Origin of the sequence: Polaromonas potterensis, from assembly GCF_033446725.1 — a bacterium.
Taxonomy (GTDB): domain Bacteria; phylum Pseudomonadota; class Gammaproteobacteria; order Burkholderiales; family Burkholderiaceae_C; genus Polaromonas.
In genome coordinates, this window is the sequence record NZ_JAWQLX010000008.1 from 170,861 (window position 1) to 184,658 (window position 13,798).

Sequence of the window (13,798 nt, forward strand, 5' to 3'; positions counted from 1 at the left end):
CTTTGTTCAACGCCTCCGGCGTAGTCGCGCATGAGGTGCTGTGTTATTGGCGGAGCGGGGTTTCTCGGCTCTCATCTGGTATCCGCCTTGCGCGGTACCGGTCGTGACGTATTAGTGGTCGGTCGACGCGACCGGGACGCCACCACGTTGCCGCCAGGTGTGGCTTACCTTCAGGGTGACATCAGGGACCGGCCTTTCATTGCCGGCGCGCTGGAGGGGGTAGATGAGTTGGTGGACCTCGCTTATTCAAGCGTGCCGAAAACGAGTTTCGAGAATCCCATTCAGGATATTGTTGACAACCTTCCCGGCTCCGTCGCGTTGTTTGATGTGGCCAGCGGCCTGAATTTGCGGAAGATGGTTTTTGTCTCATCGGGCGGCACGGTCTATGGGGAGGCCTTGCAATTGCCTGTTCCGGAAACACATCCCACCAACCCGATTTCTCCTTATGGGATCACCAAGCTGGCGTTGGAAAAGTACGCGCAGGTCTATCATCGCATGCGGCAGTTGCCGGTCCTCTGCGTGAGACCGTCCAACCCGTTTGGCGAGAGGCAAATGCCCTACGTGGGCCAAGGCTTCATTGCGACGGCGATGGCTTCGATGATCTCGGGCCAGGAGATTCGAGTCTTCGGGCAGCAGGGGACCATCAGGGACTATATTTACGTTGAGGATGTCGCGCACGCATTGGTCAGCGCTCTCGACAAGGGTGTGCCGGGCGAGTCGTACAACATCGGCAGTTCGGTGGGGAGGTCCAATCTTGAGGTACTGACAGAGATATCTCGCGTTGCCCATGCTTCAGGCGTCCAACCCAGAATCACGCATGTCGAACCGCGGTCATTTGACGTGGCCGCCAATGTTTTGGACGTGGAAAAACTCCGAGCTCTTTCCGGGTGGCAACCAAAGATAGACTTTGCCGAGGGTATTGCGCGAACTTGGGACTGGTATTGCAGCAATTCCAGGTGTCCCTGACGCTTACAGCCCATGCGCTTACTTTTTTGTTGCCAGTTCTATGCGCCCAGCGTCGGTGGTGTGCAAGAGGTCATGCGTGAGTTGGCCGAGCAGCTGACGCTCAGGGGACATCAGGTCACGGTGGCCACATCGCAGTTGCAGGATCGCGATTTCCAGTCGCTTAATGGCGTGAGGATCGAAGGCTTTGACGTATCCGGCAATGGCGTATCTGGCATGACCGGTGAGGTATCGCGGTACCAGCAGTACGTCATTGACGGGGGGTTTGACGCGGTGATGGTCATGGCAGCGCAGCAATGGACGTTTGATGCGCTCTGGCCAATCCTTGATCGGATTGAATCCCGGAAAATTTTCATTCCATGCGGTTACTCGGGCTTTTACGAGCCGTCCTACGCGGGGTATTTTGAGCAACTCCCGGCCATCCTCAGGCAACTCGATCATCTGGTGTTTCATTCCACCGAATACCGGGACATCAATTTTGCACGCAGTTGCGGGCTGAAGAACTTTTCGGTAATTCCGGTCGGCGCGAGCCGAAGTGGATTCGATGTCGAGCCCAACAGCGCGTTTCGTTCCGCACACGGCATACCGCAGCAATCCTTTGTCTTTTTCACCGTTGGCACCTTCACCGGCTTGAAAGGGCATCTTGAACTGGCGCGAGCGTTTTCCCTGCTCAAGCTGAGGAAGAATGAGCACGCGACCCTCATCCTGAACGGCAACCAGGTCAAGGCCCCCGTACACGGGGTTTCGGGTATTTACAGAAAAATCGTCCACCTGCTCAAGGTGCAGGGATTGCCTTACTTGCTCAAGAAGACGTTCAGAAAGATCTGGCCAGGCGACAAAGACCTTCTCAAGACGGTCGGGAAGATCAATCGATCTCAGGCCCAAAAAGTCGTCTTGCTGACTGATTTCCCGCGGAAGGATTTGACGCAACTGTTCATGGCGGCAGACCTGTTTGTCTTCGCGTCGAAGATCGAGTACTCACCTCTGGTTTTATTCGAAACCGCAGCAGCCGGTACCCCCTTTCTGTCCGTGGAAGTTGGGAATGCCTCTGAAATCGCGCAGTGGACGGGGGCAGGCGTCATATGCCCTTCCACGGTCGACGGGAAAGGCTATACGCAGGTGAAGGAAGAAGAGTTGGCCGTCGCGATGACCGCGCTGATGCGGGCGCCGGAACGCCTTGAGGCGTTGGGCCGCGCCGGGCGGAAAAACTGGAGCGAGAAATTCAATTGGGAGAAAATAGCCGAGCGGTATGAACAGGTGCTCTTGGGCCAAACTGCCGCACAGCAAGAACCTACGGCTGTTGCCGGGCCTTCGGCCTGAACTATTTCTGAGTTGTACTAGGCGAATATGATCATCACAAAGCTCCTCGGAGGCCTCGGAAACCAGATGTTTCAATATGCGGCTGGCCGATCACTGGCGCTGGCCAATGAGTGCGAGCTTAAGCTGGATACGTCGGCGTTTGACCGCTACGTGATTCACAGCGGATATGCATTGGAGCCCTTTAATATCGTTGCCAGCATCGCATCGTCCGCCGAGGTTGGAACGTTGGCGGGATCGTCTTACAAAATTCCTCGAATGATTCGTCACAAGCTGGGCATGCATGGAAAAAGTTACTTCCGTGAAAAAGGCTTCGATTTTGATCCTGCAGTTCTGGAATGCCACGCGCCTGTCTACCTAGAGGGGTATTGGCAGTCCTACAAATATTTTGAGGAATTTGCGGACCAGATTCGGGCGGAACTCAGGCCGAGCTTACCCCTCCAAGGGGAGAACCTTCAGCTCGCCCGAAGTATTGCGCAGGAAAATTCGGTGTCAGTTCATGTCCGGCGGGGCGACTACGTGTCAAATCCGGTGGCCAGCAGCGTTCACGGATTTGTCGGTCTTGCCTATTACGAGTTGGCGCTGGCCCGCATCTCCCGGGAGATCAATGCCCCCCACTTTTTCGTCTTTTCCGACGACCTTCCATGGGCAAGGGAAAATCTCAGATTTCCGGGTGATGTGACCTTTGTTGACCATAACTCTGGCCTTTCCTCCTATGAAGACATGCGTCTTATGAGCCTGTGCAAGCATCACGTGATGGCCAACAGTTCATTCAGCTGGTGGGCTGCGTGGCTGGGCTGGGCGCCTGGGAAAAAGATTTTTTATCCGGCCAACTGGTTCTCCTCGAAATTGCACAACGTTTCCTCTTTGAATCCGTCACTGTGGATCTGCGTCGACCCAGAGGGGGCTCATTGAACCCCGACTCCCCCCTGGTCACGATCGGGTTGTCGATTTACAACGGCGGCGCAACGCTGGCCGATGCGGTCAACTCCATACGTGCTCAAACCTACGAAAATTGGGAATTGATCCTGATAGACGACGGTTCGCGAGACGAGAGTACGCGAATCGCCAAAAGCTTTCTGGATCCCCGGATTCTTGCGCTGTCGGATGGGATGAATAAAGGGCTTTCCGTGCGGCTGAATGAGGCTGTGGAGATGGCCCAAGGCAAGTATTTCTGCCGTATGGATCAGGACGATATTGCATTTCCTCACCGGCTGGCGGCTCAGGTCGAGTTTCTTGAGGCACACCCCGACGTCGACCTGCTTGCATCGTCGGTCGTAGTATTTCGTGACGACGGAAGTCTTACGGGGGTGATCGAGGTGTCACAAAGTCACGAGACCATCGGCCGCCACCCTTGGAAGGGTTTTTACTTTCCTCATCCGAGCTGGATGGGGAGAAAGAGCTGGTTCGCAGCACACCGCTATGTGTCCGCAGCGGATGGTGCCGAGGATCAACTTCTGTTGTACAGCACATTCGACACGAGCCGCTTCGCGGGGCTGCGCGAGGTGTTGCTCGCGTATCGGGAAGACGGCCGCTCGTTCAGAAAAATGTTCATGAGGCGCCTTGTCTTCTGGCGCGCGATCGGCAAAAATGCACTTGCCCGGCGCAAGTTCTTGGACGCTGTGCTGCTCAGTATCTTGCAGCCCTTGAGGATTGCCGGGGACTTTCTTAACATCGGGCTTCGTGTCAAGCCTGCGCGCAACACGCTGGGTCCCGTCGATGCGCAGACCGCATCGAGATGGACGGACATGTGGCGTAACATTCGCACGGACCATTCCTCGGCTGCTGCCGAGTACGCTGCATTGGAAAGAAAATGAGGATCGCGCTCACGGGTGCCAGCGGAAACTTCGGCCGGGAATTCCTGGCGCGGGCCGATGGTGATGTTATTGCGATCAACCGCGGCGATTGGGGCAACATTGATCAGTTGTTGTCTCGCGGAGTTGATGTCGTGATACATGCCGCGAGCGATCTTCAGAGTTCAATGGCGCGTTCGCCGACGAAATTGCTCGATTCCAACGTCGTCACGACGGCTAGGTTGCTCGAGGCAATGAAGGCCCATGAAATTCCCCGCTTGATATTCATGAGCAGTTGCGCCGTTTACGGTGACAGTATTCGTTCCCAAGAGTCAAGCGCCTGCCATCCCGCCAGCATCAACGGGATCAGCAAGCTGCTCAATGAAAAGATCATTTCGGAGTTCTGCGAGGCGAACCTCATCCAGTATGAAATATTGCGGGTTTTTAACATGTACGGTGGGACGGATCACTTTTCCATCCTGAGCCATATTCGAAAAGCCTTGAAAAATGGCAGCCCCTTTACCTTGAACAATGCGGGCATCGCTCAAAGGGATTTCATTCATGTAGCCGACGTCGCGGCGATCGTCCATCAACTCCTGAAATTCAATGTTCCGCACACCACGTTGAACGTGGGTACGGGAGTTGCAACGAAAGTTTCTACGCTGGTGGATTTGATCCGGGCGCGCCACCCTGAACTGGTCATTCAGCCCAACAGTGTTCGGGAGGCAGAGTACTCCAGGGCCGACATGTCGCGATTGAAAGCACTGTTTGGTTACAAGTTCATCCAAATTGAGGACTATTTGGCCAGCAGCTTTGAGCGGGATCCTTTTTAATTCCATGGTCTCCGCAACACAGTCCCCTGAAAATGCTATTCGTCGTCGTAAGGTTTGCATCGTGGCTACCGTGCCGTTCGCCGTCAATGTGTTTTTGAGCCCGCAGGTCAAGAGACTCAGCCGCGATTACGATGTGACGATTTTGGCCAATGGGGTTGCCGGTGACCTGATTCCCGAGTTGTCGGGCATCCGTTTTGTGCCTTTGGATATTGAACGAAAAATCGCGCTCGGACAGGACGTTGCGACATTCTTTCGCCTCTGGCGGTTTTTTCGTGTGCAGCGGTTTGACGCCGTGCACTCCATCATGCCTAAAGCCGGCCTGCTGGCGATGATGGCGGCGAAGGCTGCGGGCATACCCTTTCGCTTCCATACGTTCACGGGCCAGGTGTGGGCCACCCAGCGCGGAATCCGGAAGGCGTTGTTGAAGACGCTGGACGGTCTGATGGCCCTCTGTGCAACCAGGGTTTTCGCCGACAGCTATTCCCAGCGCAGCTTTCTGGTCGAGCAGAAAGTCGTGGCACCCGCACGGATAGGTGTTTTGGCTGACGGTTCAGCAGCGGGCGTAGACATGAAACGCTTTAGCGCCGATCAGCGTGCGCGTCTCGATCTGCGCAGATGCTTGCAAATACCGGAAAATGACGTTGTGTTTCTTTTTGTCGGCCGCTTGACGCGCGACAAGGGCTTGCTGGATCTGGCGCAGGCTTTCACCAGCGTTGCAACCGTGAATGAACACGTTCATTTAATGGTGGTAGGCCCGGATGAGGAGGGGCTGGGTCGGGAAGTAGCCAGGTTGGCCGAGGCCGTTTCCGGAAGGGTCCATATGGTCGGGTTTACTGGCGAACCTGAGCGGTACATGAGGGCCGCTGACATACTTTGCCTGCCAAGCTACCGGGAGGGTTTTGGCTCAGTCATCATTGAGGCCGCCGCGGTCGGGCTGCCTGCCATCGCGTCGCGCATATACGGGGTGACCGACGCGGTCGAAGAGGGCGTCACCGGTATTCTCCATCGACCCGCTGTGATTCCTGAAATCGCCGACGCGATGGCCTTGCTGGCCTTAAGCAGGGAGGTTCGACTAACGATGGGCGAGGCTGCGCGCACCAGAGTCGCTGAAAAATACTCTGAGGAGCGAGTAGTGAGTGCCTTCGCAGATTTTTACCAGGCGATGCTGGGTGCTTTACCGCGATAAGCTCGCGCCCCTCATCACTCGGTTCAAAGTGTTTGGCGTCAAATTGGCGAATGTGATTTGTCGGCATTGCTGATGCACACTGAAATTCGCCAAAATTGAGGTTGTTGAGCCTAAGACATGACGCTAGGAGTGCAGCGGTGTGAGGCAGTCTACCGCCACATTCTGCCTGGGCGTAGGTTTCGTTACTTTCCCGGTTGCTGATATTTCAAGCCGCGGAGGCTAGGAAGGTTCGCAGGGTGGATGACTTGCGCCGAGGAAAGAGTCACTGCTATCGTAAGGTTTTCATTCCATGTTATGCGCTAGTCGGATGGTACTTGAGTACGTGCCGGGTGGCGCTCCCAAGTTACTGTCGTAGTAAAAAGAATCAGAGATGAATGTCAGAAATAGAACCCCCTTGATTTCGGGCCACAGTCTTGTTTCTTCTGTTGTTTTTGTGCTGCCGGTTCGGCGGCGGAATCTATCGGGAGGTGAGTCCTGTGATTGATTCGCAAGGCGTACTGCAGACATTGTTGCTTTCATTTTCCCTTCTGGCTTGCATAGCCTTGCTTGTGGTTTTGACGTCTAGCCGTGTGCCTCGGATTTTTCCGGAGCTAGTCGTGATTAACTGGCGAAAATGGAGTGGAGTGTTCAGAAGCAAAGCTGTCGCTGACTCGGGCGGCACCAGCCCTAACGCCTCCCCCGATACGGTTCCAGAACTTGCCTTGACGGGCCGGCGAGTGCTTGTCACGGGGGCCAATGGCTTTATCGGCAGGGCCTTGTGTGACGCTCTGCCATTGAGTGGCTGTACTGTATTAGGCGTGGTTCGGGAGAATGCCCCGCTCGACTGGCCAACTGCCGTGGAGCAGCTGGCGATGGGCTCCATCGATGAGTACACACCATGGGCGACTATCCTCTCAGGCGTTGACAGTGTGGTGCATCTTGCTGCGCGTGTCCACGTGATGAACGACACGGTTGCAGATCCTTTGGCGGAATTCCGGCGGGTTAACGTGGCCCTCACTCTCAATCTGGCACGTCAGGCGGCTAGCGCCGGTGTGCGTCGTTTTGTTTTTATCAGCTCGATTAAGGTGAATGGAGAGAAGACGGCGGTAGGTCAGCCTTTTACTGCGGACGATGTGGCGCAACCGACGGATCCTTATGGTGTTTCAAAGCTTGAGGCAGAGAAGGCGTTGATTGAGCTGGCCGGCCAGACTGGTATGGAGGTGGTCATTGTCCGCCCGGTGCTTGTCTATGGGCCTGGCGTAAAGGCCAACTTCCAGGCGATGGTGCACTGGTTGCGCATGGGTATTCCCATGCCATTTGGGGCGCTGAAAAATCACAGAAGCTTGGTCGCAATCGATAATCTTGTTGATCTCCTCATGACATGCTTGGTTCATCCTGAGGCGGCCAATCAGATTTTTCTGGTGAGTGATGGCGAGGATCTGACTGTGAAGGAACTGTTGCAGCGAATCGCGGCGACGTTGGGAAAACCTGCCAGGCTGTTAGCTGTGCCGGTATTCATGCTTCGGGTAGCCGGGCGCATCTCGGGCTCAGAGCGCATCGTTAACCGGCTCTGCGATACGCTGCAGGTTGATATGAGCAAGACGCAGCGTTTACTTGCTTGGACCCCCCCTGTTTCCGTCGATACAGCATTGAGGAAAACTACGCAAAAAATGCAAGAGAAATAGGCCGTGCCAGAAGGCGGATTGGTCCAAGTCGCTGTGACTGAGGCAGCAAGAAAGATAGCTTCGTTGCTCATGCTCATACTGCGTGGTCAAATTCCTCTTGTCTTTGCGCTTGGAAGAACACAATTTGCAGGTCCAGCCTATGTTTTCGGGTTTTCGTCCGCTTGCTGGCACCGCCGCGGATCTACCGCAGACTGCGTTGGGCGCCTTGGCTCCTATGCTAATTCTGTGACTGCTCTTGGGCCGAGCAATGTGGTCGATATTCCCATGGCCTGTGCGCACAGCCTGGCCCTTCCCGCAAGCTAGACCAAGGACTGCAATCTGAACGGCGGCGAGACGCTGGGACGTCGCCCTGTTTTTTTCCATATCCCGATGATGGCGTTCCGCGTTGCGGTGCCTTTGGCTACGACCCTGGCAAGTTTGACCCGACCTGCCTGACCACCTTGCGTTGATTGGGCGGGGGGCCTGCGCCGCGATGTTGCACAATTAGTGCATTCTTTCCATTTTGACCTTTGGCCATGATCAATACTCCGCTAATCGACCCCGACCCCGACCTCTCCCACGTAGGCCCCCGCGACAAGGCCGAAATCCTGGCGCAGGCGTTGCCGTACATTCGCAAGTTCCACGGCAAGACCCTGGTCATCAAATACGGTGGCAATGCCATGACCGACCCGGCCTTGCAGGCGGATTTTGCCGAGGACGTGGTGCTGCTCAAGCTGGTGGGCATGAACCCGGTGGTGGTGCATGGTGGTGGGCCGCAGATCGAGACGGCCTTGAACCGCCTCGGCAAAAAGGGTGAATTCGTCCAGGGCATGCGTGTGACGGACGAAGAAACCATGGAAGTGGTCGAGTGGGTGCTGGCTGGCCAGGTGCAGCAGGACATCGTGGGCCTGATCAACCAGGCCGGTGGCAAGGCGGTGGGTCTGACGGGGCGTGACGGCGGCCTGATCCGTGCGCAAAAGCTCAATATGGTGGACAAGGACGACCCGGCGAAGCAGCACGACATTGGTTATGTCGGCGATATCGTCAGCATCGACCCCAGCGTGGTCAAGGCCTTGCAGGACGATGCGTTTATTCCGGTCATCAGCCCGATCGGCTTTGGCGAGCAGAACGAGAGTTACAACATCAACGCCGATGTGGTCGCCGGCAAGCTGGCCACGGTGCTGAAGGCCGAAAAACTGGTGTTGCTGACCAACACGCCTGGCGTGCTCGACAAGGCCGGCAATCTGCTGACCGATCTGACAGCGCGCGAAATCGACGAGTTGTTTGCCGACGGCACGATTTCTGGCGGTATGTTGCCCAAAATTGCCGGAGCGCTGGATGCGGCCAAAAGCGGCGTCAATGCGGTTCACATCATTGACGGCCGGGTGCCGCACGCGATGTTGCTGGAAATCCTGACCGACCAGGCCTACGGGACCATGATTCGCTCCCACTGAAAACGCATTCATGAAGCTACTGTGCGTCTGCCATGCGTCGTTGCGTGGTGCTCGCAATCCTCATGTGCGTGAAGCACATTCCGGTTGCTGTGCGCCATGCGCCTAGCCTGACAACCGCTCGCAACGCTTCCTGAGCGCGTTTTCACACGTTTTGAGGCCCTATGCGACTCCTCCTGGTTGAAGACGACGTGATGCTGGCCAGCGGCATCAAGCTGGGGCTCACCGATGCCGGTTATGCGGTGGACTGGGTCGGCAATGCCGAACGCGCCGAAGAAGTGTTGCTGAACGAGAGTTTTGATGCCGCCATCATCGACATTGGTCTGCCCAGGATCGATGGCCTGGAACTCACGCGGCGCCTGCGCAGCCGCGGGCTGGCCATGCCGGTGCTGATTCTGACCGCGCGTGATGCCTTGCAGGACCGGGTGCAGGGCCTGGATATAGGCGCCGACGACTACATGGTCAAACCCTTCGAACTGCCCGAACTGCTGGCGCGCCTGCGCGCCTTGCTGCGGCGTTCGCAGGCGGCCACCAGCGCGATCCTGAGTTTTGGCGCGCTGGAGCTGGATTCCGCGAACCACCGGGTCAGCGCCCATGGCCAGCTGATCGAGCTGGGACCGCGCGAATGGACGGTGATGGCGTATTTGCTGATCCACGCGCCCAAGCCCGCCAGCAAGGAGAAACTGCTGGCTGCGCTCACTGGCTGGGACAAGGAAATCACGCCGAACGCGATCGAGGTTTACATCTCGCGCCTGCGCGGCAAGCTGGAGCCGCACGGCATCGCGCTGCGCTCCATCCGTGGGTTTGGCTACCGGCTGGAGCTGGTCGGCACGGACAAGGCCTAGGGTAAGGCCCAGGCCATGCGCCCGCCGCCCTGCGCCGATACCGTGCCGGCCATCCCTGACCCCCACACAGACATCCGCCTGCCGGCGGGTATGACCTCGGGCTTGCAGCGCCGCCTGCTGCTGCTGCTTTTTCTGCCGCTGAGCCTGTTTGCGCTGATCAGCATTTATGTCGACTACCGCGCCGCCGGCAACGCCGCCTTGCAGCAGGACCAGCGCTTGCTGCGCCTGATTCCGCTGCTGGCCGACTCGGTGGTGGCACCTGGCCACATGCCCGGCGGCAGCCCGGTGCTGTTGCTGGCGCCGCCGCTCGAAGAGTTCATCAAGGCGGGGCATGCCGGTTTTCGCATTTCAGATGCCACGGGGGTTTTCCTGGCGGGCGAGCCCTGGATCACCGCGGTGGTGCCGGCCACCCGCGAGCCGGAGTTCCACAGTGTGGAGGAAAAAGGTGTGACCTACCGCATCGCCGCGCAGCGTGTCAAAACCGCCGCCGGCGAGCTGATCCTGCAACTGGCCGATGGCTCCGATGCCCGCCAGCAATGGGTGCGGTCGGTGGTGTTCAAGGTGTTGTTGCCCAACCTGCTGCTGATGCTGGCGGCCGGTCTGGCCATCAACTGGGCCGTCACCCGCGCCCTCAAACCGCTGCTGCTGCTCAAGGACGCGGTCGAACACCGCTCCCCGCGTGACCTGAGCGCCATCGACCCGCAGAGCACGCCGAGCGAGGTACAGCCGCTGGTGGCCTCGCTGAACCGCCTGTTTGCGCTGGTCAATGACCAGGCCGAGAGCCAGCGCCGTTTTGTCGCCGATGCCGCGCACCAATTGCGCACCCCGCTGGCCGGGCTGCAAGCCCAGGTCGAGGCCTGGGCGCAGGCGGCCGACGCCCCTGCGGCGGGCGGGCAGCTGACCCTCTCGGCCGAAAAAATCTTGGCCCTGCGCAGCGCCACGCGGCGCACCTCGCAACTGGCCAACCAGTTGCTGGCCTTGTCGCGGGTCGATGCCTCCAACCGGGCCAGCCAGCCGCTGCAGCGGGTGGACATCCAAGACCTGTGTGAATCGGTGTTGGCCCTGCACCTGGATGCGGCGGCGGCCAAAGGCATAGACCTGGGGCTGGACGCTGCGTTTGCCCAGGTGTCCGGCTACGCCTGGCTGCTGCGCGAACTGCTGGGCAACCTGGTGGACAACGCCGTGAAATACACGCCGCCCGGCGGCACCGTGACGATACGTTGCTGGTGCATGGAGGATCAGGTGTTTCTGGAGGTCGAGGACAACGGTCCGGGCATCCCGGCGGACGCCCTGCCGCGGGTGCTGGAGCGTTTTTACCGGGTGCCGGGCACGGCCGGCGAGGGCAATGGCTTGGGCCTGGCGATTGCCGACGAAATTGCCCGCCTGCACCGCTCGCAGCTGGTGCTGGCACCGGCTGACCTGGCTCCGGCGGAGGGCGCCGGGCGCGGCCTGCGGGTGCGGCTGGTGATGGACGCGTCCAGCTGACAACGCGGTGCCAGCCCCCGGGTCAACCCGGCCTCTGGCCGGTCAGAAGCGCCTGGTGGCTGTGAGAGAATCCAACGCAACCTTCCCAGCCTTTTTTGAAACATCTCTTACAACGCCACTTATGTCTGAGTTCGAGTCTGACGTGAGCCCTGAGCTCCCCACTGCAGCCGCAGCGCGCAAGCGCCCCAAACCGGGCGAACGCCGCGTGCAGATCCTGCAGGCGCTGGCCACCATGCTGGAGCAGCCCGGGGCCGAGCGCATCACCACCTCGGCGCTGGCGTCCCGGCTGGAGGTCAGCGAAGCCGCCTTGTACCGCCACTTCGCTAGCAAGGCGCAGATGTTTGAAGGGCTGATCGAGTTCATCGAACAAACCGTGTTCACCCTGGTCAACCAGATCGCCGAACGCGAAACCGACCCGACCGTGCGCACCCGCAAGCTGGTGGTCATGTTGCTGCAGTTCGCCGAGAAAAATCCGGGCATGACCCGGGTCATGGCCGGCGATGCCTTGGTGTTTGAAAACGAACGCCTGCAAGAACGCATGAACCAGTTTTTTGACAAGCTCGAGGCCAGCCTCAAGCAAAACCTGCGCGAAGGCGCCAGCGCTGACGGCGCGGCCACACCCACGGTGCAGGCGCAGGTCCAGGCCTCGGTGATCGTGGCCTTCATGGTCGGCCGCTTGCAGCGGTTTTCGCGTTCCGGCTTCAAACGCCTGCCGTCCGAACACCTGGACGCCAGTCTGGCCATGCTGCTGGGCTGAAGCAGTCGCTATAAAAATGTGAGCTGGTAGCGCCCACCCTATCTGGGCTAGAGGCCTATTTTATTCACAAATCAGGCTTTCTCCAGCTCCACCTGTAGTTGCGCCAAAGCGCCCAGCATCCCGAGCTGATCGATCTGTGCCAGCCGTCGGCTGACCTGCGCCAGCCAGGCAGTGTCCTGCGGCAACACCTCGCCCCAGACGGATTTCAGCGTGCCCAGCGCCTGCACGGTGGCTGCGGCATCACCGGCATGGGCCAGCGCCAACACTTGTAATTCATCGGCCAGGGGGTCGTTCATGACATAGGCCGTGCCGTGTTCGTTGCTGCCACGCAGATAACGCATCCACGCGGCCGCGGCAAACGCCAGCCTGTCCACTGGCTGCCCCAGCTGCTGGGCGGCGATCACCGACGGCGGCCAGCGTTGCGGGATTTTTTGCGAGCTGTCGCTGGCGATCTGGTGCACGCTGTGTTGCAGCTCGGGGTTGCCAAAACGCGCCAGCAGCGCGTCGCGGTAGCCGGGCCAGTTCGGGCGACGCAATGCCGGGCCGACTTCCTGTGTCATCAGGCCGTGGATGAAGTGGTACACGGCCGGCTGGGCAATACAGTCGCTGATCACCGGCCAGCCCGCGACCGCACCCATACAGGCCATGGCCGTGTGGCTGCCGTTCAGCAGCCGCAGCTTGGCTTCTTCAAACGGCGCCACCTCGTCGACCACGGTCACACCCACGGCGGCCAGCGCCGCGTCGTCGGACGGGTCGGCAAACCGCCGCTCGATCACCCATTCCCAAAACGCCTCGGTGCCCAACGCCGCTTGGTCGGTCACGCCCAAGGCTTGTTCGGCTGCCGCCAGGCGTTGGGCCGTGGCGGCGGGCACGATGCGGTCCACCATGCTGTTGGGGAAGGCGCAGCAAGTGTTGATCCAGTCGGCCAGTGCCGGGTTCTCGGCGCGAGCGGCGTTGACACACAGCGCTTGTAGTTGCCGGCCGTTGTTCACCAAGTTGTCGCAAGAGGCGAGGGTCAGCCCCGGCAAGCCGGCCGCATGGCGCGCCGCCAGGCCTGGCACCAGCAGCGCCGCCAGCGCCGGCCCGTACCCTTTCTCGGTGACGGTCAGCGTGACCCAGCGGGTGGCCGGTGCGGCCAGGGCGCGCACCACTTGCGCCGGCTCGCGCGCGGCCACACAGCTTTGCCACAAGGCGCCGCTGACTTGCCAGTGCACACCGGCTCGGCTGGCGACCTGCACCGTGTACAGGCCGTCCTGCGCGGCCAGGGCGTTGGCCAGCTCGGTGCTGCGCATGGCCACGCCCAACACGCCCCAGCGGCCATCACCCCCTTGCAGCAAGGCATCAAACACCAGCGCCTGGTGGGCGCGGTGAAAAGCGCCCAGGCCCAGGTGCACGACACCTACCGCGCCGGCCGCGCTGCAACGTGGGTAGCTCGGCACGGCGATGCCGCGTGCGGCCAGGGCCGGCAAGGACTGTTCGTTCAATTTCATGTTTGTTTTGGCCTCTGGCCCCGCCTGGATGGGCG

The 13,798-nt window shown here is 59.5% G+C and carries 12 protein-coding genes; 11 read left to right on the forward strand and 1 reads right to left on the reverse strand.

Annotated features, from left to right (window positions below; all coding sequences use genetic code 11):
- The first annotated feature begins 30 nt into the window (after positions 1 to 30).
- The 11 genes from R6254_RS15550 to slmA all read left to right on the forward strand — a co-directional run bounded on the left by R6254_RS15550 (position 31) and on the right by slmA (position 12,273).
- Positions 31 to 966, forward strand: a complete 936-nt coding sequence (locus tag R6254_RS15550) for an NAD-dependent epimerase/dehydratase family protein (RefSeq protein WP_318408128.1) — start codon at positions 31 to 33, stop codon at positions 964 to 966.
- 12 nt (positions 967 to 978) lie between these two features.
- Positions 979 to 2,283 carry a glycosyltransferase family 4 protein gene (locus R6254_RS15555; protein WP_318408130.1) on the forward strand — a complete coding sequence of 435 codons (1,305 nt, stop codon included), beginning with the start codon at positions 979 to 981 and terminating at the stop codon, positions 2,281 to 2,283.
- Positions 2,284 to 2,310: 27 nt separating this feature from the next.
- On the forward strand, positions 2,311 to 3,195 hold the full coding sequence (locus R6254_RS15560; protein ID WP_318408131.1) for an alpha-1,2-fucosyltransferase: 885 nt from the start codon (positions 2,311 to 2,313) through the stop codon (positions 3,193 to 3,195).
- On the forward strand, positions 3,192 to 4,097 hold the full coding sequence (locus R6254_RS15565) for a glycosyltransferase family A protein (RefSeq protein WP_318408133.1): 906 nt from the start codon (positions 3,192 to 3,194) through the stop codon (positions 4,095 to 4,097). The genes R6254_RS15560 and R6254_RS15565 overlap by 4 nt, the downstream gene beginning before the upstream one ends.
- Entirely contained in the window at positions 4,094 to 4,906 is an 813-nt protein-coding gene (locus R6254_RS15570) for an NAD-dependent epimerase/dehydratase family protein (protein ID WP_318408135.1), read from the forward strand. Before R6254_RS15565 ends, R6254_RS15570 begins: the two co-directional genes overlap by 4 nt.
- Before the next feature lie 61 nt (positions 4,907 to 4,967).
- Positions 4,968 to 6,092 carry a glycosyltransferase gene (locus R6254_RS15575; protein ID WP_318408137.1) on the forward strand — a complete coding sequence of 375 codons (1,125 nt, stop codon included), beginning with the start codon at positions 4,968 to 4,970 and terminating at the stop codon, positions 6,090 to 6,092.
- A 476-nt stretch (positions 6,093 to 6,568) separates the two neighbouring features.
- Positions 6,569 to 7,756: a UDP-glucose 4-epimerase family protein gene (locus tag R6254_RS15580; protein WP_318408139.1), complete on the forward strand. Its 1,188-nt coding sequence runs from the start codon at positions 6,569 to 6,571 to the stop codon at positions 7,754 to 7,756.
- Between the two features lie 515 nt (positions 7,757 to 8,271).
- Positions 8,272 to 9,189, forward strand: coding sequence for an acetylglutamate kinase (gene argB, locus R6254_RS15585; RefSeq protein ID WP_318408140.1), 918 nt, complete (start codon positions 8,272 to 8,274; stop codon positions 9,187 to 9,189).
- Positions 9,190 to 9,350: 161 nt separating this feature from the next.
- Positions 9,351 to 10,031 carry a response regulator transcription factor gene (locus R6254_RS15590; protein ID WP_318408141.1) on the forward strand — a complete coding sequence of 227 codons (681 nt, stop codon included), beginning with the start codon at positions 9,351 to 9,353 and terminating at the stop codon, positions 10,029 to 10,031.
- Between the two features lie 90 nt (positions 10,032 to 10,121).
- On the forward strand, positions 10,122 to 11,516 hold the full coding sequence (locus R6254_RS15595) for a sensor histidine kinase (RefSeq protein WP_318408261.1): 1,395 nt from the start codon (positions 10,122 to 10,124) through the stop codon (positions 11,514 to 11,516).
- Between the two features lie 121 nt (positions 11,517 to 11,637).
- On the forward strand, positions 11,638 to 12,273 hold the full coding sequence (gene slmA / locus R6254_RS15600) for a nucleoid occlusion factor SlmA (protein WP_318408143.1): 636 nt from the start codon (positions 11,638 to 11,640) through the stop codon (positions 12,271 to 12,273).
- A 71-nt stretch (positions 12,274 to 12,344) separates the two neighbouring features.
- On the opposite strand, the gene R6254_RS15605 is transcribed toward slmA, so the two are convergent.
- Positions 12,345 to 13,763, reverse strand: a complete 1,419-nt coding sequence (locus R6254_RS15605; protein ID WP_318408145.1) for a mannitol dehydrogenase family protein — start codon at positions 13,761 to 13,763, stop codon at positions 12,345 to 12,347.
- Between the last annotated feature and the right edge of the window lie 35 nt (positions 13,764 to 13,798).